We start from the raw sequence: 21855 nt of genomic DNA, 5'->3' as shown, positions 1-21855 counted from the left end.
CCCCCAAGTCACGCACCAATCCAAGGCGCGCCCACACACACAACGTCAGACCCCCAGACAATACCGCATGATCGCCTTTTGGGCATGCAACCGGTTCTCGGCCTCATCAAAGATCACCGATTGCGGCCCGTCCATCACCTCGGATGTGACCTCTTCTCCGCGATGCGCGGGGAGGCAATGCATGAACAAAGCATCCGGCTTGGCATGGCTCATCAACGCGTCATTCACCTGATAGGCGCGCAGCATGTTGTGCCGCCGCTCCTTGGCCGATTGCGCGTCATGCATGCTGATCCAAGTATCGGCCACCACGAGATCAGCCCCTTCAACCGCCTTGGCCGGATCGCGTTCAATCGCAACCGAAACACCCGCATTGCGCGCCAGCCCGACAAATTCCATTTCCGGATCAAGCTGCACAGGCCCGGTAAAGGTAAAATCAAACCCGAACTGCGCAGCCGCGTGCAGGAAGGACGCACACACATTGTTGCCGTCGCCACACCACACCACCTTCTTGCCCTTGATCGGCCCGCGGTGTTCCTCATAGGTCATAACATCCGCCATGATCTGACAGGGATGGGTCCGGTCGGTCAGCCCGTTGATCACCGGCACGGTGGCATAGTCTGCCATCTCTTCCAGCACGCTTTCGTCAAACGTCCGGATCATGATGAGGTCAACATAACGGCTTAGAACCCGCGCGGTGTCAGCAATGGTCTCGCCATGCCCAAGCTGCATGTCAGAGCCCGAAAGCACCATCGTCTCGCCGCCCATCTGGCGCACGCCCACGTCAAACGAGACCCGCGTCCGCGTCGACGGCTTTTCGAAAATCAGCGCCACCATGTGCCCTGCCAAGGGCAAATGGTCATCCGGCGCGCCCTTGGGGCGCCCTTGACGCGCATCCTTCATCGAAATCGCCTGATCAATCACCTGCCGCAGATCGCCTGCGTCGGTTTTGTGAATATCCAGAAAATGCTTCATATCCCTGCCCTAGCTCATCGCCTCACGGACCGCGTCCGCTGCGAAATCCAGCCGGTTCACGGCTTCTGAAATCTCGTCTTCACTGATGGTCAATGGTGGCAAAAGGCGCACCACATTATCCGCCGCAGGCACGGTGATCACACCGCACTCATAGCCCGCCTTAACGAGGTCGATCGGCGCAATCTTGCACTGGAGGCCCAGCATGAGACCAAGCCCGCGCACCCCCTCAAACAGGTCAGGATGCGACGCAACCAAGCCCTCCAGCTTTTGCCGCAGGTAGCCCGCCCGCGCATTCACCGCCTCAAGGAACGCAGGCTCAGTCACGATATCCATAACCGCGCAGCCGACCGCACAGGCCAGCGGGTTGCCGCCATAGGTCGATCCATGGGTGCCCGCCGTCATCCCTGACGCGGCCTCTTGCGTGGCCAACACGGCACCCAGCGGAAAGCCCCCGCCGATGCCCTTGGCCACCATCATGATGTCTGGCGTCACACCCGCCCATTCATGGGCAAACAAACGCCCCGTCCGCGCCACGCCGCATTGTACTTCGTCAAGGATCAACAGGATGCCCTTGTCATCACACAGCGCCCGCAACCCCTTGAGACAGTGATCAGGAAGCGGCCGAATACCGCCCTCGCCCTGTACCGGCTCTATCAGGATCGCGCCAACCGTATCGTCAATCGCCGCGTGCAGCGCCTCGTGATCGCCCCAGGGCACATGCTTGAAACCTGGCAGCAACGGACCAAACCCCTTGGTCATTTTCTCAGACCCGGCGGCTGCAATCCCGGCCGAGGACCGCCCGTGAAACGACCCCTCAAACGCCACAATCGTGGTCTTTTCGGGTTGGCTTTTGTCGTACCAGTATTTGCGCGCCATCTTGACCGCCAACTCACAGGACTCCGTCCCGGAATTGGTAAAGAAAACCGTATTTGCAAAGCTCGCCGCGACCAGTTTGTCAGCCAGCGCCTGCTGTTGCGGGATCTCGTAAAGGTTCGACACATGCCACAGCTTTTGCGCCTGATCGGTCAAAGCCCGCACCAATGCCGGATGCGCATGGCCCAGCGCGTTCACCGCGATGCCTGCGCCCAGATCCAGAAAACGTCGCCCGTCCTCCTCGATCAGCCAAGAGCCTTCGCCCTTCACAAAATGAAGCGGCGCGCGGGAATAGGTCGGCAGAACAGAGGGGATCATGGGAAACCTCATTTAAAGAAGCCCAAGCCGTGCCAAGCAGCGCGGGCTAAGTCAACGAAAAGGATGGTGATTTCAGACAAAAGGTGACGGATCGCCCACAATCACGGGGCGGCAGGCAAGATCAGATGTCTCGTCGGATATCGGTCACGGGTGTCATGGCGGCGACTTAGTTTCAAATCTTGCCAAAAAGCAATCCCCGATCTTCTTCTTTTTCCAAATACTGCCGGGGTTTGGGGCAGAGCCCCAAGCAGATTTTTCCAAAAATCTGCCCAGCGCGATGCGCCCCGCGCAGCGCAAACCCGGTCAGGCGCGAAACGGATCGTCGGGATAGCCCACGCCCGTCAGGTACAAGCCCTGCGGCGGACAAACCGGCCCACATGCGGCCCTATCCCGCGCCTGCAACGCGTCCCGCACGTCCTCGGCCCCCCATGCACCGGACCCAACCCGTTCAAGCGTGCCTACAAAGCTGCGCACCTGGTTGTGCAGGAACGACCGCGCGCTCAGACGGAACTGAAACTCGGTGCCCCAATCCGTCTTAACCTCGCAGATCTCTAGCGCGTCCAACGTTTTGACCGGGGATGCGGCCTGACACATCGTCGACCGAAAGGTGGTGAAATCATGCAACCCGATCAGATGCTTGGCCGCCTCCCGCATCGGTTCCAACGCCAATGGGTGCTTCACCTGCCAAACCTGCCCTGCCTCAAGCGTCAGCGGCGCGCGGCGCGACACCAGCCGGAACAGATAGCGCCGCTCCACCGCCGAAAACCGCGCGTGCCAGTCATCTGCCACCTCGGCCGCATCCACGACCGCAACCGGCAACGGCTTTAAATGATGGTTCAGCGCCTCGGACAACCGGAACGGCGACCAGTCCTTGACCAGATCACAATGACACACCTGCCCGCGCGCATGCACACCTGCATCTGTGCGCCCGGCAGCGGCAATCGTATGCGCACCGGGTTCCAACCTTGCCAAGGCCGCCTCGATAGCGCCCTGAACCGAAGGCTGATCCGCCTGTCGCTGCCATCCGGCAAACGGCGCACCATCATATTCGACTTTAAGGGCATATCTGGGCATGCGTCCCGCTTAGCCTGACGCAAAGCGCCGAACAATCCCCCTTGCACAGCACTGGTATCCCCGGCCCCCCGCCTTTATCTTTGGGGTCAACGCAATGAAAAGAGGCCGTCCTTGGTCATTTCCGCCATCGCCGACACCCTGAGCCGAGGCATTGAAAACGTCACCGACACCGTGTCGGGTGCCTTTTTTGAACCCGTAATCCGCATTGGCGTGACCGGGTTGGCACGGTCGGGCAAAACAGTGTTCATCACGTCACTGGTGGCAAACCTGATGGATCGCGGGCGCATGCCAGGGCTTTTGGCACAAAGCGAAGGCCGCATATTGTCGGCCTTTCTTCAGCCACAGCCTGACGACACGTTGCCACGGTTTGACTATGAAACCCATCTGGGTGCCCTGACCGCGCGCGATCCGCATTGGCCGGACAGCACCCGCACGATCAGCGAATTGCGCCTGTCGCTCAAGGTGCGGCCGTCCGGGCTTTTGTCCGGGCTTCAGGGCCCGCGGACCATACATCTCGACATTGTGGATTATCCCGGTGAGTGGTTGCTTGATCTGGGGTTGCTGGAAAAAACCTACGCGCAATGGTCTGAAGAAACCCTTAAGCGCATTGAAAATCGGGACACGGCGCAAGACTATCTGGCACAGGCCCGCGCCGAAGATGCGACCGCGCCCTTGGAAGAGCCGCGCGCGCAAAGCCTTGCCGCGCGCTTTACCGCCTACCTGACAGCCGCGCGAAAGGCCGGATTTTCCGACTGCACGCCGGGCCGGTTCCTGCTGCCCGGCGATCTCGCAGGCAGCCCGGTTCTGACCTTCGCCCCGCTGCTACCTCACGCCGCCCCCCCGCGCAAATCGCTCGCACGGGAAATGGAACGCCGGTTCGAAGCGTATAAATCACAGGTCGTCAAACCCTTCTTCCGCGATCATTTTGCCAAGATTGACCGTCAGGTCGTGCTGGTCGATGCGCTCGGGGCGATCCATACAGGTCCGCAAGCGGTAGACGACATGCGCCACGCGATGTCCGATATCCTGACCGCCTTTCGCCCCGGCCAGAACGCGCTTCTAAGCCAGCTATTCTTGGGCAAACGGGTTGAAAAGATCCTCTTTGCTGCGACCAAGGCCGATCATCTGCACCACAGCCAACACGCCCGTTTGACAGCGATCATGGAGGCTCTGACCCGCGATGCCCGCGACCGCGCGCAATTTGCGGGGGCCAAGACCAGCGCCATGTCCATCGCCAGCCTGCGCGCCACGGTCGAGGAAATGCGCGCCCATAAAGGCCATGACCTCGCCTGCGTGCGCGGCACGTTGCTGGACAGTGGCAAACAGGCCGCCTTTTATCCCGGTGAACTGCCACAAGACCCCACACACCTGCTGGGCCCGGCCCGCGACGGCGCGGAAAAATGGCTGGGTCAGGATTACCAGATCATGCGTTTTGCCCCCGCAAAACTCAGCCTGAAACCCGGGATGGGCCCGCCGCATATTCGGCTGGACCGGGCCGCACACTTCCTGATCGGAGACCGCCTGTGATGGTCTTGCGCCCTGCCACTCCGCTGGATGTGGGCCGGGTCGGGGCGATCCTGTCGTCGTGGATCGACGAAACTCCTTGGATGCCCCGCATCCACACCCGCGCCGAAGACATCGCCCATGCCGCGATGATGGTGGATCGCGGCTGGGTCACCGTATCGGCAAACCCCAACATCACCGGGTTCCTTGCCCGCAACAGCGATGACATTCACGCGCTCTACATCGCCCCTGATGCACGCGGACAGGGTATCGGATCGCAGCTGTTGACCGACGCCATGCAGCGCGAAGACCACCTGACGCTCTGGACATTTCAGCACAACATCCGTGCACAGGCGTTTTACGAACGTCACGGCTTTGCGCCTGTGGAACGCACCGATGGGGCGCGCAACGACGAAGGCCTGCCCGACATCCGGTATCACTGGCAAAGGACGCCGCAATGACCAACGCCAAAGGCCCGGTCCTGTTCGATCTGGACGACGACGCCCCCGCGCCCACCCCCGACGCAGCACCGCCCGTGCCCGACATGCTGGACTCCGCCCCGCAAGGGCAGGCCATGACCACTGCCGCCGCTTTGGCCGCGCGCCCGGTGTCGCGGCTGGCGCGGTGGTTCTGGTCGCTGCTGGTCGCGCTGATCACCACAGTGGCATCGGTCGCCGCGTGGAACTTTGTCACCAATCTGGTAAGCCAGAACCTTTACCTTGGCTATGCAGTGGCCACGCTGTTTGCCTTGTTCCTTGCGGTTGTTCTGATGATCGTGATCAAGGAACTGTCGGCCTTTGCCCGGCTTGGCCGCATCGACCGCATTCAACACGCCGCCGAAGCTGCGCTGGCCAGCGAAGACCTGACCGCAGCGCGTGCCGTGATCAAGGACCTGACGGGCCTCTATGGGGGGCGTGACGACACCAAATGGGGCCGCGACCGCCTCAAGGACCGCGCGGCGGATATGTTTGACGCCTCGGCCCTGATCGCGCTGGCCGATCACGAATTGCTGGGCCCGCTGGACCAAGCCGCCCAACGCGAGGTCGAAGCCGCCGCCCGTCAGGTCGCCACGGTCACCGCGCTGGTGCCCCTGGCCCTGGCCGATGTGGTGGCCGCCCTTGGGTCCAACATCCGCATGATCCGGCGCATCGCCGAAATCTATGGCGGGCGGTCTGGCACGCTGGGAAGCTGGCGTCTGACCCGTGCGGTGCTGTCTCATCTGGTGGCCACCGGGGCTGTGGCCGTGGGTGACGATATGCTTGAGCCGATCCTCGGCGGCAGCATCCTTGGCAAACTCTCGCGCCGTTTTGGCGAAGGTCTTGTCAACGGCGCTTTGACCGCCCGCGTCGGTGTGGCCGCGATAGAGGTTTGCCGCCCCCTGCCCTTTGCCCCCGGCAAACGCCCCTCGGTCCGGTCCATCGTCAAGACATCGCTCAGCGGGTTGATCACACAGAAGGGGCGTTGACCCCACACTTGATCCAGAGCAAGGCAGGGTTCCTTTCCGTCACAGCAAGGTGCCCCCATGAAAACTCTTCCCGGTGACCACGGCCACAGCCAAGCCGAAATCGAAGCCCGCATCGGCGCACCCTCGGGGCGCGGCTATCTGCGCGATATAGTCTATGGCGGTATTGACGGGTCCGTAACCACCTTTGCCATTGTTGCGGGCGTGGCCGGGGCCGGGCTGTCCACTTGGGTCATCATCGCGCTTGGCATCGCCAATGTGCTGGCCGACGGCTTTTCGATGGCTGCTGGCAATTACTCGGGCACCAAGGCCGAACTCGACGATGCGCGCCGCCTGCGCGAGGTCGAGGAACGCCACATCCGCACCTATCCCGAAGGCGAACTTAAGGAACTGCGCGAAATCCTGCGCCTCAAGGGGCTGTCCGGCGATGCGCTGGACGGCGCGGTTGCGCAAATCTCGCAGAACCACGACCAATGGGTGCAGCTCATGCTCGAAGGCGAATACGGGCTGGCCTCGGTCGATCCGCACCCGCTCAAGGCCGCGTGGGCCACGTTTGCGGCGTTTCTGGTGGCGGGTATGGTGCCGCTGCTGCCGTTTCTGTTCGGGATGAACGACGCGTTCCGGCTGTCCACGATTGCAACCCTGATCACCTTCTTTGCCATCGGCGCATACAAAGCGCGCTGGTCGCTTGCGCCATGGTGGAAATCCGGGCTTGAGACGCTGGCAATCGGCGGCACCGCCGCGCTGATCGCGTATTTCGTGGGCACGCTGTTCCAGGTCTGATCCCGCATGCGTCTTGGTGTTCCCCCACCTCCGGCTCTCAGGCCGGGAAACACCATCTGGACGTCTGTGCCCGCCCCTCCTATAACCCGCCGCATGACGCATGTGATCGCGATCATTCTTCGAATTACATGCCCGGCGCTCTGAGCAATCGAGCCGCCGGGACAAGGCGTATGGACATCCGCGCCGATCCTCTCACATATCCCTGATCCGAATTTCGAGGACGCCCCAAATGTGCGCCGAAACACCCGACTACAAAGACACGCTGAACCTGCCGAAAACCGAATTCCCGATGCGCGCGGGCCTGCCCAAGCGCGAACCCGAATGGCTTGAGAAATGGGCAAAGATCGGCGTCTATGACCGCCTGCGCGAGAAGGCAGAGGGCAGAACGCCCTTCACCCTGCATGACGGCCCCCCCTACGCCAACGGTCATCTGCATATCGGCCACGCGCTGAACAAGATCCTCAAGGACATGGTGGTCCGCTCTCAGCAGATGATGGGCCGCGATGCGCGCTACATCCCCGGCTGGGATTGCCACGGCCTGCCCATCGAATGGAAGATCGAGGAAAAGTACCGCGCCAAGGGCAAGAACAAGGACGATGTGGACGTTGTCGAATTCCGCCAGGAATGCCGCGAATTTGCCGAAGGCTGGATCGACATCCAGCGCGACGAATTCAAGCGACTGGGCATCACCGGGACGTGGGACAATCCCTACCTGACGATGGATTTCCGCGCCGAACGGATCATCGCGGAGGAGTTCCAGAAGTTCCTGATGAGTGGGACATTGTACCAAGGGTCGAAGCCCGTGATGTGGTCGCCGGTGGAAAAGACCGCGCTGGCCGAGGCCGAGATCGAATACCACGACCACAAATCGCACACGATCTGGGTGCCGTTCAAGGTGGTCGATGAAAACGTCGCCGACCTTGAAGTGATCCAAACAAGCATCCCCGACGATTTGGTCACTTCTTTCGAGTCGTCTGATGGGTTTGAGCGCTACTGCAAAAGCGTCCGGTCACTCGCAAGTGCCAAGGTCGTCATCTGGACAACCACACCCTGGACCATCCCGTCGAACAAGGCCGTCGCCTATGGCAATGGCATCGCCTACGGATTGTACGAAGTCACAGGCCGCCCGGAGGAATGCTGGGCGCGCATTGGTGACCGCTACTTGCTGGCCGATACCTTGGCCGAAGACGTGCTTGGCAAAGCCCGCCTTGAGCCGTCGATGTACCGTCGCCTGCGCGACGTGTCCGCTGATGAGTTGGGCGCGCTGACGCTGGCACACCCGTTCCGCGGCCTCGATGGTGCGGACGGCTTCTGGGACTACGAGGTCCCCATGATCGACGGTGATCACGTCACCGACGACGCAGGTACCGGCTTTGTTCACACCGCACCCAGCCACGGTCAGGAAGACTACGAGGCCTTTGTCGCGCGCAACTGGATGGACCGGATGACACATAATGTGGGTGAGGAATCCGAATTCCTGCCACACGTTCCGCTGTTTGCCGGTCTCAAGGTGCTTGACCACAAAGGTAAAGAAGGCAAAGCCAATACCGCCGTGATCGACAAGCTGGTCGAAGCGGGTGGTCTGCTGGCGCGTGGTCGCATGACTCACTCCTATCCGCATTCCTGGCGCTCCAAGGCGCCGGTGATCTACCGCAACACGCCGCAATGGTTCGCCGCGATCGACCGTCCCGTCGGCGACGGTCAGGACACCTATGGCACCACGATCCGCGAACGGGCGCTGACCTCCATCGACCAGCTGGTCACATGGACACCGCAGACCGGGCGCAACCGGCTTTATTCGATGATCGAAGCGCGGCCTGACTGGGTGCTGTCTCGCCAACGCGCATGGGGTGTGCCGCTCACCTGTTTCGTCAAGAAAGGCGCGCTGCCGACGGATGACGGCTTCCTGCTGAAAGACCCCAAGGTCAACGCCCGCGTCCTTGAAGCGTTCGAAGCCGAAGGCGCGGATGCGTGGTACAAGCCCGGCGCGAAAGAGCGTTTCCTGGGCAACGATTATGCGCCGGATGAGTGGGAGCAAGTGTTCGACATTCTCGACGTCTGGTTCGACTCTGGCTCGACCCATGCGTTCGTTTTGCGCGACCGCGAAGACGGGTCCGAAGACGGGTTGGCAGATCTCTACCTCGAAGGCACAGACCAGCACCGCGGATGGTTCCATAGCTCGATGCTGCAATCCTGCGGTACGCAGGGCCGCGCGCCGTACCGGGGCGTGCTGACCCACGGGTTCACGCTCGACGAGAAGGGCAACAAGATGTCCAAATCGCTGGGCAACACCGTGTCGCCCGATGACGTGACCAAGCAATATGGCGCAGACATCCTGCGCCTTTGGGTCGCTCAGGCCGACTACACCGCCGACCTGCGCATCGGGCCAGAGATCCTCAAAGGGGTCGCCGACAGCTACCGCCGCCTGCGCAACACGATGCGCTATCTGCTGGGCGCGCTGTCGCATTTCGAAGAGTCGGACCGCGTTGAACCCGCAGACATGCCAGAGCTGGAACGCTACATCCTGCACCGTCTGGCCGAACTCGATGAGGTCGTGCGCAAAGGCTACAGCGCCTATGATTTCCAGGGCGTGTTCCAGCAGTTGTTCAACTTCTGCACCGTGGAACTGTCGGCCTTCTACTTCGACATCCGCAAGGACGCCTTGTACTGCGATGGTGACACCGCCCGCCGCCGCGCGGCGCGGACCGTCATGGACATCCTGTTCCACCGCCTGACCACGTGGCTTGCTCCGGTGCTGGTCTTCACGATGGAAGACGTCTGGCTTGACCGCTTCCCGGGCGAGGAGTCGTCGATCCACTTGAAGGATATCCCCGAGACTCCGGCGGCGTGGAAAGACGACGCGCTCGCTGCGAAATGGGCCAAGCTGCGCCGCGCCCGCCGGGCCGTGACAGCGGCGTTGGAGGTCCAGCGGACCAACAAGGTCATCGGTGCCTCGCTGGAGGCCGCTCCGGTGGTGCATGTGGACGATGCAGAGACGCTGGAGGCGCTCAAATCAGTGGCGTTTGACGATCTGTGCATCACCTCTGCCATCCAACTGACAGCCGACCCGGCCCCGTCCGAAGCATTCCGTTTGCCAGAAGTCGAAGGCGTGGGTGTTGTGTTCGAAAAGGCCGATGGCGAAAAGTGCCAGCGTTGCTGGAAGATCCTGCCCGATGTCGGCCAACACAAACACCCCGGCGTCTGCGGGCGCTGCAATGACGCCCTCGGATAAAGAGATCGCGGATGTTCTGCTTGACCTCGCGCATCAGCGCGGGGTCGGCAAAACCTTTTGCCCTTCCGAAGCTGCCCGGCGCTTGTCCGACGACTGGCGCGATGTGATGCCAGACGTGCGGCGCGTGTCGGTCGGTGTTGCGCTGCGGGCGACACAAAAAGGACACGAGGTGGATGCCCGCACGGCGAAAGGCCCGATCCGGTTGGGATTGGCCCCATGAGCCACTTTGAACAGGTTGTTCCCTCCCCATTTGGTCCCCTGACCCTGATCGCCGATGCGGTGGGGATCACCGCGCTGGAATGGCGCGACGGGCGTCAGGACGACACGCCGGTTCTCGTGCAGGCGGCGGCGCAACTGTCCGAGTATTTCGCAGGAAAGCGGCAAGAGTTTACCGTCCCCATCCGGCTGACCTGTTCGGACTTTCAACGCAATGTCTGCGCAGCGATGTCCGCGATCCCGTTCGGCGAGACGCGCAGCTATGGCGATCTGTCAGAGCAGTTGGGGGTTCCCGCACAAGCAATTGGGCAGGCCTGTGGGGGCAATCCGTTGCCGATCCTGATCCCCTGCCACCGGGTTCTTGGTGCACGCGGACTTGGCGGGTATTCCGGCGATGGCGGGATTGAGACGAAAGTTGCGCTGCTGCGTCATGAAGGGGCGGCAGGATTGCTGATCTGATCTGTTCACCGCGGTTTCGGAAAATGTTTCGCATGCGAAACAATAGGTCCGAACCGGACCTAACTTTGCAAACTCGGTTAACAGCGCGTTAGAGTTTGCAAACCTTTAAGATCGGGTTACCGCAGCTTTCTAATTGTTGGCTTTGAGCCCAGACCGTGAACTCGGTTTTCCTGCTGCGCAGCGGAACGTGGACGCCACGGTTGCTATGGGGGGCCGTCGGCACGCCAATGCGCAGAGAGACTTGCACATCGCTACGCGCCAAGACCCCGCCAGATCCGTGGCGCCGGTGAAAGTATCGGCAATGCAGCCGAGCAGCATCGTAAAATTGCACGCCCGTTTTGCAATGTGTGGCGAGTCATGTCCGCGCTTTCTCGAACGCTGTCCAGTGGCGCTCAAACTCCTCGAAGCTTACATCGCCTGCTGCCAATGGTCCCAAGACCAGCGCTTCGCTTTCGGCCAGTTTGTCGAGCGCGGCCTCCAACACCGGGAAGACATCGGGGGGGATGACCAAGGCTCCGTGCCGATCCGCGTGGATCAGATCGCCTTGGACAACACTCAGGCCAAACACCTCCACGGGCTGGCCGATTTCGCGCACATGGACGAAGCCGTGACTGGGGCCGATGCCGCCCGCCAGCACCGGGAAGCCTGCGGGCAAATCGCCCAGATCGCGCATCAACCCGTTGGTAAACGCGCCGGACAGGCCGAAGCCGCGCCCGTGAACCATGGCGTGCACCTCGCCCCACCACGCGCCAAACGCTGCGTCGCCATCCAGATCCTCAATCACCGCAAGGCCGGGACGCGGGCCCTCTGCCATGGATCGGAAGTAATCCATGCGCCGTTGCCGGATCACCTCGGGTGGATCGGACGGCGGCTCTTTCCCCGCGATGCTGGCGGTGCGCGCGAAGCCGACGATCACCGCGCTGGGGTCTCCCGCCCAATGCATCGTACGTTTGGTGAACTGATCAAAGCCGCGCCTGCCCTGAGCGACCTCGATGGCGTTACAGACGGTGGGCGTGTCGCACCGCCGTAGTCGATCCAGTAATCTCGGTGATATAGCGTCCTGCATCATGCCTTCTCCAGAAGGGTTGCGGCAGCTTTGGCGCAGAGCGCAGGATTCTCGACCAGCGCGTAATGGCCGAGGCCCTTTAGCGGGACCACGCGCCCTTGGGGCGTGGCTTGGGCCACATCCTGTGCTATCGACAGCGGGGCCTGCGTGTCATCCGTCCCTGTCAGAAACGCGACCGGAGATTGAGTGCGCGCGAGGGCTTTAAGCGCGCCGGGGCGATTCAGGGCGAGGCTAGTATGAGTTTCGATGTCCTGCGCTGACGCATCTGCCATATTCAACACGAGGGCCCGCGCCGCAATTGGGTCTGGACCTGCCAGCGGCGGAAGGCGCAGCGCAATGGCAGCAGCGCCACCGAGGCGCGCGACATCCTGCGCCAAGGCCTGGCGTCCGTCGCGTTTCGCGGGATCGTCCGCATGGGGGTGAAGCCCAAAGAACAACATCTGCGACGCAGGCAAGCGATTGGCCAGATGCGCCGCCACGATCGCCCCGAGTGAGAAGCCGCAAACAACTGCCCCCGGAGTGACCATGCGCGCCAACTCCTGCGCATAATCTTCGACGTTCGGGTGACATAAGCGCACAACGTGCCGTGCTGCCACGGGCACGTTCAATGCATCAAGAAATTGATCGAACACGGCACCCGTGCAGAGTGTTCCGGGCAACAAAATCCAAGGACGGTCTGCATTCCGATTAGTACCCATGGACGACCTTGGGAGGCACGTCCTGATCGTTGGGCGCATCAAGCAATGCGCGCACCGCGCCCGACACGCTGCGCGTCAGATGGGCGAAGTCATTGCCCGGAGTTACCAAGCCATAGCCTTGATCCATCCGCAGCCGAGCTTCCGTCGCATCGGCGCAGAAGATCCCCACGGGGACGCCCTTTCGTGTTGCCCGCGACAGCACTTTTCCCATGGCCTGTTCGGACGCGGGGCGCGGAAAGCGCACGTGTCCATCCATCGCAAAGGCCATGTCGTTGGGGCCAAGGTAGAGCATGTCGATGCCGTCCACCGAAAGGATATCGTCGATGCGGTCTACCGCTTCTGCCGTCTCGATCATCGGAATGGCCATGACGGTTTCATTGGCGTTCGCCACATAATCCGATCCGCCATAGAGCAGCCCGCGAGACGGGCCGAAGCTGCGGTTGCCGTGGGGCGGATAGCGACAGGCCGCCACCAGTTCGGCGGCTTGTTCAGGTGTAGAGATCATGGGGCAAATGATGCCATAAGCGCCTGCATCCAACAGCTGCATGATCTGGGCCGGTTCCAGATACGGCACGCGCACCATCGGGATTGCAGGCGTGGCCGAGATCGCCTGCAACATGTGCAACGCCTCAGAGAAGCCGAACATGCCGTGTTGCAGATCGACCGTGACGGAGTGCGCGCCGGTATGACCAACCCCCTCCGCCGAGTAACTCGCCCCGATCGACAGCCACGCGTTGATCACGGGATCGCCTGCAGCAAGACGCGTTTTGACAAGGTTCGGACGCATCAGCCAGCCCTCCGGTACATCGGCAGAAGTGCTGCCTTGGCCATGAACCCACCAGCGTCCAGGCCGGTGCCGCAGGCCTCAGCTGCCGTGATGGTATCATCAACGAAAACGGGGCGTTTACGGTGGTCGCCCGAGACGTTGACAAGAGCTTCGACGGCCTCATCACCCAAGGTCTCCATTGATCGCACGGTGTCTGCGGGGATCGAGTAGGTATCCCAAGCGTCCAAGTCCACCGCGACCTCCGCGCCATCATGGAAGGTGATCCGCATCCGGCCCTTGTGCAGGATAATCACCATCTTGTCGGACAGCGCAAAGGGGCTGACACGGGTGCCGGGGGCCATGCGCAACCACTCGGTCGAGAAGCCGTGGGGGTTGGTGATTGGAGCGGCGTGCTCGCGGTTCTGGGTCAGGCCATAGCCGATAACGGGGGCAAGCTCTGCGCCGCAGCCGGGCAGGTCTGCGTCGATGAAGGCGGGGCGGAAATCGCGGTCGGCGGCGGTGACGACGCGCTGGCGCATCGCCTCGGGAGTAACCTCGCGCAGCTGCGCCACTTCCTCGGCGGGCATCGGCGGAATGCGGCCTTCCTCGCCGGGCACAGCATCGCCGCGTGACGTGTCGATCAGGGTGTTCTCGCTGGAGATATAGAGGCCGTAATCCGCCGCCTCGCGGATGATATCGGGATGGAAGATCACGCCCCCCGTGTTGTCGCCGCCCAGGATGGTGAAGAGCCAGCCATCATCGGGGCCCGCATTGGTGAAGCCCCGGAAGATCCACGTGGGCACTGACAGGATATCGCCCTCACGTCCGACAAATTCATTTTCGCCGTTCGATCCCCAACGGAAGGTCCATTCGCCCTTCTGGACGATGAAAACCTCGGCTGTGAAATGGATGTGCAGGTTGTTGGTGATGCCGTGGGGCATGGCGGCGGCGCCGATGTTGAAGCCGTGCGCCTCGGGCAGGTTGATCACCTGATCGGAGGACGAAGTCACGCCGGGGCCGATGATGGAATAGTTCTCTTTCAGGTGCGAGCCGGGCTTTTTGCAGTCGATAAATGCAACCGTGCACGACACGTAGTCCGCGCGCTTGATCCGCCGCGCGTCTGCGTCTTGTTGTGAGAGAGGGGGCATGGGAGGGGTCACCTTGCTTATTGCTTCAGAAATCCAGACGCTCGCCGGACGTTTTGTCGAACAGATGAATGCGCCCGCCGGGTTTGGGGGCCAGCATGCAGCGCGTGTTGATGGCGGCCTCATACTCCGCAGGACCGCGCGCGCAGATGGAAGTGCCCTTTTCGCGCAGGGTCACTAGGGTCGAATCCCCGGTCAGCTCCAGCGCATAGAGGCTGCCGGAGATCGGCGCGTCAGGGGCTTGCGTCAGCTCCAGATCCTCGGGGCGGATGCCCAGGACAACGTCGCCGCGATCGGGTGCGTTGATGGGCATCTGCACACCGGGCGCGGTGAATGTCCCGCCCTTGATGGTCCCTTCGATCAGGTTCATCGAGGGCGACCCGATGAAGCCCGCGACGAACAGGTTCACCGGCTCCGAGTATATCTTCTTTGGCGTATCAAGCTGCACGATCTGCCCGTCTCGCATGACGGCCACACGCGTCGCCAACGTCATCGCCTCCATCTGATCGTGGGTCACGAAGACCGTCGTGACGCCCAATTCATGGTGCAGGTGCTTCAACTCTGCGCGCATGGAGACGCGCAGCTTGGCGTCGAGGTTCGACAGCGGCTCGTCCATCAGGAAGATCTTGGGCGTGCGCACGATGGCGCGGGCAAGTGCCACCCGCTGTCGCTGACCACCCGACAGCTCGGACGGGCGCCGCTTGAGCAATGCGCCAAGCTCCACCTTGTCGGCGGTTTCCTGGACGCGCTTGATGCGCGTCGCCTTGTCCACGCCGCGCAATTTCAGCGGATAGGCAATGTTTTCGCCGACCGTCATATGCGGATAGAGACCATAGTTCTGGAACACCATGGCGATGTCACGGTCCTTGGGTGGTTTGTCATTCACCCGCTGCCCCGCGATCATCAGATCGCCCGAGGTGATATCCTCCAGCCCTGCGATCATCCGCATCGTAGTGGTCTTGCCGCAGCCCGACGGGCCGAGGAGCACCAGAAACTCCCCCTCCTCAATGGTCAGGTTTTGCTTCTTGACCGCATGGAACGCGCCGTAGCGTTTTTCGATATCGACTAGCCGGACTTCAGCCATGCCCCTGCCCCTCTATTTGACCGCGCCGGCAGTCATGCCGCGGGTGAAGTGTTTCTGGATCATCAAAGCCATGATGAAGATCGGGACCGTGATCATGACGCCAGCCGCGCTCATCAACTCCCATAGGTCGCCGCGTTCGGTCCGGAAGTTCACGAGGCCCACGGGCAGTGTCACCGCGTCGCGGCGGGTGAGAATCAGCGAGAACAGGAATTCATTCCACGTCAGGATGAAGCAAAAGATGCTAGACGTCAGGATACCGGGCGCGGCCATCGGCAGGACGATGTCCTTGATCACCCGCAACCGTGACGCGCCGTCGATCATCGCGGCTTCCTCGCTATCCGTTGGAATGGCATCGATGTAGCCCTTGATCATCCAGATCACGAAGGGCGTCACGATGGCGAGGTTCACGATGATCAGGGCAATGCGCGTGTCCAGAAGATCCAGCGTGCGGAACATCAGGAAGAACGGCAGTACGATCACGACGGCGGGGATGAACTGCGTCGACAGAATCAGGAAGAACAGGAACTTCCGGCCTTTTACGCGGAACCGAGAGAACGAATAGGCCGCCAAGGAGGCTGCGGGCACCGCGATCAGCACCGTGACCGAGGCCACAATGACCGAGTTCATCACCATGTCACCAAGGTTCCACGGGTCCGAGAACACGGTGACGAAGTTGTTGAACGTCGGCGTGAAGCTCAGGGACAGGGAATAGGCGTCGATCGGGCGCTTGAACGCGGTCAGGAACATCCAGGCGATCGGGAACAGGACGATTACGCAGATGAAAAGCAGCAGGGCGCGCTCCGCCCACCAGGAGAAAATACGCATCATGCCGTCGCCATCTTTCTCTCGCTCAAGAGCATGCGGACATACCAGATCGAGATTGTCATCATGATTGCCGTCAGAATCCACGCCAGTGCTGATGCGTAGCCCATGTCGTACCATTCAAAGCCCACGTTGAAGATGAAGTAGGCCAGGGTTTCCGTCGATGTGCCGGGGCCGCCGCCGGTCAGCGTGACCACCTGATCGAACATCTTCAGCGCGAAGATCGTCTTGAGGATCGCAGTGACCAAAAGCACGCCCTTCATCTGCGGCAGGATGATGCCAAAAATGATGCGCAGGTTGGACGCGCCGTCGATGCGCGCGGCCTCCTCGGTTTCGCGGGGGATGGAGGCGAGGCCGCCGAGGCACATAAAGGTCATGTAAGGGGCCCAGTGCCAGACATCCGTGACCACGAGAATGGCCATGGCAAGATCTGGGCTCGCCAGCCAAGGCGTGCCTTCAAGCACGGGGAAAACTGCGGCGAGGCCGTTGGACAGGACGCCAAATTCGGGGTTGAACATGAACCGGAAGCTGACGCCAATCAGCGCCGGGCTCATTGCGAAGGGCAGGATCAGGATGACCCGCGTGAAGGTGTGCATCTTTCCCTTGCGGCGCAGCAGAAGCGCCAGCGACATCGCTATGATAAGGGTCAGGATCACGCTGGAGACAACGAAAATCGTCGTCACCCATAGCGAATTGAGGAAGTGGGATTCGCCTGCGGCGCGAATGAAGTTGTCAAAACCAACCCAGCCTTCTGGGCGGCGCGACTGGGTCAGATCCCAGTCTCGAAATGCCGTGGTGAGCGAGTAGGCCAAGGGATAGAAGGTCGTCGCAAGGACGATCAAAAAGCCTGGGACCAGCAAATAATATTGGAGTGATCTATCGCGCATGGCGGGTCCGGTCCCTCAAGGAAAATACCGCGGCCACCCTATGGCAGCCGTGGTGAGGTTGAGCGGTTAGCCGCGGATTTCCGCGATTTCTTCTGCGGCTGAGTCCAGTACGGCGCGAACGTCGTCCTGCTCACCCGAGGCGAGGCTGGAGATTGCCGTTTCCAAAACCTCTACGATGCGCAGCCAGTCGTCACCAAACTTGATGCCGTCCGCCGTCTCCAGCGCGTCAGCGGCAGCGGCATGGATGCCACCCCAACGGGCGTTGACCTCTTCGTCGCGCATATTCGACAGATGCACCGCCACCAACTCGCTCAGCTCGGGGTCCAGCAGAACCTCGCGCTCCAGCGCCGGGTCGGTCAGCCAACCGAGATACTCGATAGCCGCCTCGGGCGTGTCGGAATCCGCCGTCACGCCGAAGATCCAGGTGTTGGTGAACGTGGTACGATCCGAACCCGCGATCGTGGGCAGGGCCGCGAAACCCAGCTGATCGGCGGTGATCGTGGACTGCTCCGGGTCAGTCAACTGAGAGCTGACCCACCACCAAACGGGGAGCATGGCAGAGTTGCCCTGCTTGAAGCTGTTGACCGCGTCCTGCTCTACGAATACGGCCGATCCCGCCGGGGCGATTTCATCCTCGGTCAGGAAGTTGATGTACTGCTCCGTCGCCATGACACCGGCGTCCGAGTTAAAGATCGGCAGGCCCGCATCGTCAAACAGATCACCGCCGTGACCCCACAGCAGGTTGATCCAGACCATCAGGTTCTGGCCGTTCAAGCGCCCGTAAGGAAGCGCGATCCCAGACGCATCGGTGGCCTCTTGGATGGCTTGGCCAGCGGTTACAACATCGGCCCAGGTCTGAGGAACTTCTACGCCAGCCTGCTCGAACAAGTCGGTGCGGTAGAACATCAGTTGCACGTGGCCACGCACGGGAAGGCCGTAGAGCTCTCCATCAATCATGCCATGACGCATGTGGGCGGCAGGGAAATCGGACAGGTCCGTGCCTTGGGCGGCGATGCCATCCCCGATTGGCTGAATCAAGTTGGTGAGCGATGGGACCCACTGGTCCATGATCGACACGACGTCGTAATCGCCGCCGCCACCGATCATCTCGGCGGTCAAGGCTTCGCGCATGTTGGGGAACGGCACATAGTCGACTTCGACGTCGATGCCCGTGGCCTCTTCAAACTCGGCAAAGCGCGCCTCATGGGCTTGGAACTGGCTGGATGTCACCGCCAGGACGCGCACAGTCTGCCCGGCGTAGGGTTGGCCTTCGGTGGCCTCCCATGCGCTGGCATGACCCGCTGCAAGGGCTGCCGCAATGGCAAGCGTACTTGTGAAAACTCTCATCATATCCTCCCTGACAATGATCGACCCATGGTTAAGCGTCCTCTGCAATTTCGTCAATATTATTATTGATAATTTTGTCAATGGTATCTAAGACCCGATTGTGAGTAAGGTTTTCAGACCGCGTATGAACGAGAGAAACATGCCAACCGAACTCGAAAAAGGCTTGGAAAACGATATAATCTTTGGGCTCTATCCGCCCGGGAGCCGCATCACCGAAGACAGCGTGATGGCCCAATACAACGCCAAACGGCATGCGGTGCGCAGTGCCTTTGCGCTGATGGAGGCCCAAGGGCTTCTGGTGCGTTGGCCGCATCGCGGCGTTGAAGTTGTCGAATTGACCCCCGATGAAGTCGACGCGCTCTATGACGTTCGCATTGTGTTGGAAACTGCCGCCGCCGCGCGAACGAGACTTCCCGTTGACCCTCAGATCACGGGCCGCCTTACCGATATCGCCGAACGGCACGCGGCAGCGCTTGAGGCGGGTGACGTCCGAAACGTGTTCTGGTTGAATCAAGAGTTTCACGAGGTGCAGTTTGCGTGCTGCGAGAACCCCCGGCTCATCGCCCTGATCGCGCAGCACGCGCGCATAGCGCAACCCATCAGGGTCGTGAAATATGACGACAGCACACATATGTTGAATGTTGTCGCTCAACACTACGCCATCATTGATGCGATGCGTGGTGACGCTCAAGACACTTATGTCAAGGCAACCCAAGACCACCTTCCAGCCTCGGCCGCCGCCTATCGGTTGCTGTACGAGCGGCGCTATCAACGGCGGCGCGCGTCAAGCTGACATCTACAGGTTGGTCCGGCATACTTCGCTTGCCCATCGGTCTGCATACTTGCGTCGGAATGGTCTTTTTGGTGTGGCTGGCGTTGCGTGTCTTAGGAAAGCGTCTGTGCTATCCCCGACACCAAACGCGCGGCGCCCCGGCTGGCTCCAGTCACATTGCGCGTGGCCAGGCGTTTCACCCCAAGGTTTGATGGTGCGCCATGAAGGGGCGGCAGGATTGCTGATCTGATCTGTTCACCGCTGTTTCAGAAAATGTTTCGCATGCGAAACAATAGATCCGAACCGGACTTAACTTTGCAAACCCGGTTAACGGCGCGTTAGAGTTTGCAAACCGTTAAGAAGCATTAACGTTTGCGCGTCGATGTCGGCAATGAGCCCAAAGTTACCTTTCTGGCTCCTTACTGATTACGGTCGTGACAGTTCGCGTCGAGCGGCTTTGCGTCATGGCTATCGCCTCCAATACCAAAGCGCAGGCAATCGCCTGTGCAGCCGTAATCACTTCACCGAAAGCCAGCACGCCAACGGCAAACATCGTCGGCAATTCAATGCTTCCGATAACAGCCGTGCGCGTCGCACCAATTATAGGTGAACAGACAGTGTAAATCAGCTGCGGAATAAGCGCTGTCACAAGGCCGATCCCAACAACCAGAAACCAGTCGTTCCCACCCTTTGGCAGGATTTCGCCAACCTCAGACGTCAGAATGAGAGGCGCAAGGCCAATGACTGACCCAAGTGAGATCGACGCTATTCTGGCCAAAGGGGCAATGCGAGACAGGCGATGAACGAGAACACATATGCCGAAGCCAAATCCAAAAGGTGCTGCCAATGAGACGAGCAGCGTTGGAATTTGATCAGGAGGCACAGATGCCGGAGACCCCGCAATTGCCGCAGCGAAAAGAATCAATCCAGCCGCAACAAGGCTGCGCCGCGTGGGTTGATCGCCAAAGAGTGCCCACGCGATGACAATCGTAAATACCGGATACGTCATATAGAGAACGCCAACCGTCGATGCCGGAACAGTCTCAAGAGCAGTAACATAGCCTACCCAGCCAAGACCCATCACTGCGCCTGCACCCATACCCCAGACGATTTCCCGCCAATTTGAACGATGCTTTAGGAGTGCTGGCAACAGAACAATCGCTGCCAATATGTACCGATAAAAAGCAACCGCGTAAGGAGCGAGACCTTGATCGGTTAGCCCACGGCTGAAATAGGGCACAAAGCCAAAACAGATAGATGCAAAAAGCACGCCTGCGACCGCGAAGGCATAGGGCGTGACGTCCCGCTTGGCGGAGGTTGGTTTGTCCATTTCTAACAACTAACACACGATACTGCGGTTGGCGTCATCAAGACAATCGAACGGCAGCAAAGTCCCGCACTGCCAACCTTAAATTGACGCTTAGTCGCGTCTGGGGTCTCGTGGATAGGTGCCGAGGACGTTCAGCATGTCAGTGAAGTAGTCCAGTTCCTCAAGCGCGCGGGCGACGGCGGGGTCTTCGGGGTGGCCTTCGATATCGGCATAGAACTGGGTGGCGGTAAACGACCCATCGACCATGTAGGATTCCAGCTTGGTCATGTTCACGCTGTTGGTCGCAAATCCCCCCATCGCCTTGTAGAGCGCGGCGGGGATATTGCGGACCTGAAAGACGAAGGTCGTCATCATGCCGTGATCGCCACGGCGGGTCTGATCGTCGTCGCGCGACATAATAAGGAACCGCGTCGTGTTGCTGTTCGTGTCCTCGATATGGCGGGCCAGCACGTCCAGCCCGTAGATCTCGCCTGCCAGTTCGCTGGCCAAGGCAGCGGCGTGTTTGTCGCCCCGTTCCGAGATTTCGCGCGCGGCGCGGGCGTTGTCGGCGTTCACCCGGCCCCGGATGCCGTGCTGTTCCAGAAAGGTCGCGCATTGTGGCAGCAAGACCAGATGTGAATGCGCCTCGGTCACATCTTCGAGCCGCGCACCGGGCACGCCCAGTAGGTTGATGTGCACACGCACAAAGGCTTCGTCGATGATCCTGAGCCCGCTTTTGGGCAAAAGACGGTGAATGTCTGCCACCCGGCCATAGATCGTGTTTTCGACCGGCAGCATAGCCAGATCGGCCTTGCCGGTTTGCACAGCGGCGATCACATCTTCGAAGGTCCGGCAGGGCAGCGCGTCCATATCGGGACGGGCGTCGCGGCAGGCTTCGTGGGAATAGGCCCCCAATTCCCCCTGAAATGCGATGGCATTGGTCATGCAAACTCCGGCATTCTGGCCCAACGGGCGTTTGGTCGCGGCTTCTACACCTTGCCTTGGTCAAGGGGAAGCAATAGATACCCGCGCGACACGCACGAAACTCTAGCGGACGGGTACGCACA

The 21855-nt window shown here is 60.9% G+C and carries 21 protein-coding genes; 8 read left to right on the top strand and 13 right to left on the bottom strand.

Annotated elements, in window-relative coordinates:
• Positions 1 to 45: 45 nt before the first annotated feature.
• The 3 genes from argF to truA form a co-directional block, all read right to left on the bottom strand.
• Positions 46 to 972: an ornithine carbamoyltransferase gene (argF, locus tag ACSHXH_RS01000; RefSeq protein WP_435669885.1), complete on the bottom strand. Its 927-nt coding sequence runs from the start codon at positions 970 to 972 to the stop codon at positions 46 to 48.
• 9 nt (positions 973 to 981) lie between these two features.
• Positions 982 to 2163 carry an aspartate aminotransferase family protein gene (locus ACSHXH_RS00995; RefSeq protein ID WP_435669884.1) on the bottom strand — a complete coding sequence of 394 codons (1182 nt, stop codon included), beginning with the start codon at positions 2161 to 2163 and terminating at the stop codon, positions 982 to 984.
• A gap of 303 nt (positions 2164 to 2466) precedes the next feature.
• Positions 2467 to 3237, bottom strand: a complete 771-nt coding sequence (gene truA / locus ACSHXH_RS00990) for a tRNA pseudouridine(38-40) synthase TruA (RefSeq protein WP_435669883.1) — start codon at positions 3235 to 3237, stop codon at positions 2467 to 2469.
• Positions 3238 to 3348: 111 nt separating this feature from the next.
• On the opposite strand from truA, the gene ACSHXH_RS00985 reads away from it, so the two are divergent.
• The 7 genes from ACSHXH_RS00985 to ACSHXH_RS00955 all read left to right on the top strand — a co-directional run bounded on the left by ACSHXH_RS00985 (position 3349) and on the right by ACSHXH_RS00955 (position 10892).
• Complete coding sequence (locus ACSHXH_RS00985; protein WP_435669882.1) at positions 3349 to 4764, top strand: YcjX family protein; 1416 nt, start codon at positions 3349 to 3351, stop codon at positions 4762 to 4764.
• Positions 4764 to 5201, top strand: coding sequence for a GNAT family N-acetyltransferase (locus tag ACSHXH_RS00980; protein ID WP_435669881.1), 438 nt, complete (start codon positions 4764 to 4766; stop codon positions 5199 to 5201). The genes ACSHXH_RS00985 and ACSHXH_RS00980 overlap by 1 nt, the downstream gene beginning before the upstream one ends.
• The gene (locus ACSHXH_RS00975) at positions 5198 to 6205 is read left to right on the top strand and encodes a YcjF family protein (protein ID WP_435669880.1); all 1008 of its coding nucleotides are present in this window, start codon (positions 5198 to 5200) and stop codon (positions 6203 to 6205) included. The genes ACSHXH_RS00980 and ACSHXH_RS00975 overlap by 4 nt, the downstream gene beginning before the upstream one ends.
• 57 nt (positions 6206 to 6262) lie before the next feature.
• A complete protein-coding gene (locus tag ACSHXH_RS00970; RefSeq protein ID WP_435669879.1) occupies positions 6263 to 6985 on the top strand; it encodes a VIT1/CCC1 transporter family protein in 723 nt (240 codons plus the stop codon).
• A gap of 229 nt (positions 6986 to 7214) precedes the next feature.
• Positions 7215 to 10217: an isoleucine--tRNA ligase gene (ileS, locus tag ACSHXH_RS00965; protein ID WP_435669878.1), complete on the top strand. Its 3003-nt coding sequence runs from the start codon at positions 7215 to 7217 to the stop codon at positions 10215 to 10217.
• On the top strand, positions 10201 to 10437 hold the full coding sequence (locus ACSHXH_RS00960) for a DUF3253 domain-containing protein (protein ID WP_435669877.1): 237 nt from the start codon (positions 10201 to 10203) through the stop codon (positions 10435 to 10437). The genes ileS and ACSHXH_RS00960 overlap by 17 nt, the downstream gene beginning before the upstream one ends.
• On the top strand, positions 10434 to 10892 hold the full coding sequence (locus tag ACSHXH_RS00955) for a methylated-DNA--[protein]-cysteine S-methyltransferase (protein WP_435669876.1): 459 nt from the start codon (positions 10434 to 10436) through the stop codon (positions 10890 to 10892). Before ACSHXH_RS00960 ends, ACSHXH_RS00955 begins: the two co-directional genes overlap by 4 nt.
• A gap of 355 nt (positions 10893 to 11247) precedes the next feature.
• Here ACSHXH_RS00955 and ACSHXH_RS00950 read toward each other — a convergent pair whose 3' ends face one another.
• The 8 genes from ACSHXH_RS00950 to ACSHXH_RS00915 form a co-directional block, all read right to left on the bottom strand.
• Positions 11248 to 11961 (bottom strand): RraA family protein, encoded by a 714-nt coding sequence (locus ACSHXH_RS00950; protein WP_435669875.1) that lies wholly within the window; start codon positions 11959 to 11961, stop codon positions 11248 to 11250.
• Complete coding sequence (locus ACSHXH_RS00945) at positions 11958 to 12590, bottom strand: alpha/beta fold hydrolase (RefSeq protein ID WP_435669874.1); 633 nt, start codon at positions 12588 to 12590, stop codon at positions 11958 to 11960. Before ACSHXH_RS00945 ends, ACSHXH_RS00950 begins: the two co-directional genes overlap by 4 nt.
• Positions 12591 to 12645: 55 nt before the next feature.
• Positions 12646 to 13443, bottom strand: a complete 798-nt coding sequence (locus ACSHXH_RS00940; RefSeq protein WP_435669873.1) for an HpcH/HpaI aldolase family protein — start codon at positions 13441 to 13443, stop codon at positions 12646 to 12648.
• On the bottom strand, positions 13443 to 14570 hold the full coding sequence (locus ACSHXH_RS00935; RefSeq protein WP_435669872.1) for a hypothetical protein: 1128 nt from the start codon (positions 14568 to 14570) through the stop codon (positions 13443 to 13445). The genes ACSHXH_RS00940 and ACSHXH_RS00935 overlap by 1 nt, the downstream gene beginning before the upstream one ends.
• Before the next feature lie 25 nt (positions 14571 to 14595).
• Positions 14596 to 15651, bottom strand: a complete 1056-nt coding sequence (locus ACSHXH_RS00930) for an ABC transporter ATP-binding protein (RefSeq protein ID WP_435669871.1) — start codon at positions 15649 to 15651, stop codon at positions 14596 to 14598.
• A 12-nt stretch (positions 15652 to 15663) separates the two neighbouring features.
• On the bottom strand, positions 15664 to 16479 hold the full coding sequence (locus ACSHXH_RS00925) for a carbohydrate ABC transporter permease (RefSeq protein ID WP_435669870.1): 816 nt from the start codon (positions 16477 to 16479) through the stop codon (positions 15664 to 15666).
• Positions 16476 to 17360, bottom strand: a complete 885-nt coding sequence (locus ACSHXH_RS00920; RefSeq protein WP_435669869.1) for a carbohydrate ABC transporter permease — start codon at positions 17358 to 17360, stop codon at positions 16476 to 16478. The genes ACSHXH_RS00925 and ACSHXH_RS00920 overlap by 4 nt, the downstream gene beginning before the upstream one ends.
• 66 nt (positions 17361 to 17426) lie before the next feature.
• A complete protein-coding gene (locus ACSHXH_RS00915) occupies positions 17427 to 18707 on the bottom strand; it encodes an ABC transporter substrate-binding protein (RefSeq protein WP_435669868.1) in 1281 nt (426 codons plus the stop codon).
• Between the two features lie 139 nt (positions 18708 to 18846).
• Here ACSHXH_RS00915 and ACSHXH_RS00910 point away from each other — a divergent pair, with 139 nt between their 5' ends.
• A complete protein-coding gene (locus ACSHXH_RS00910) occupies positions 18847 to 19500 on the top strand; it encodes a GntR family transcriptional regulator (protein WP_435669867.1) in 654 nt (217 codons plus the stop codon).
• Between the two features lie 382 nt (positions 19501 to 19882).
• Here ACSHXH_RS00910 and ACSHXH_RS00905 read toward each other — a convergent pair whose 3' ends face one another.
• On the bottom strand, positions 19883 to 20809 hold the full coding sequence (locus ACSHXH_RS00905) for a DMT family transporter (RefSeq protein WP_435669866.1): 927 nt from the start codon (positions 20807 to 20809) through the stop codon (positions 19883 to 19885).
• 90 nt (positions 20810 to 20899) lie between these two features.
• Positions 20900 to 21733, bottom strand: a complete 834-nt coding sequence (locus ACSHXH_RS00900) for a prephenate dehydratase (protein ID WP_435669865.1) — start codon at positions 21731 to 21733, stop codon at positions 20900 to 20902.
• Between the last annotated feature and the right edge of the window lie 122 nt (positions 21734 to 21855).

It is taken from the genome of Marivita sp. (genome assembly GCF_051251565.1).
GTDB lineage: Bacteria > Pseudomonadota > Alphaproteobacteria > Rhodobacterales > Rhodobacteraceae > Marivita.
The sequence above is the reverse complement of the archived record's forward strand: the minus strand, read 5'-3'. Positions and strand labels throughout refer to the sequence as shown.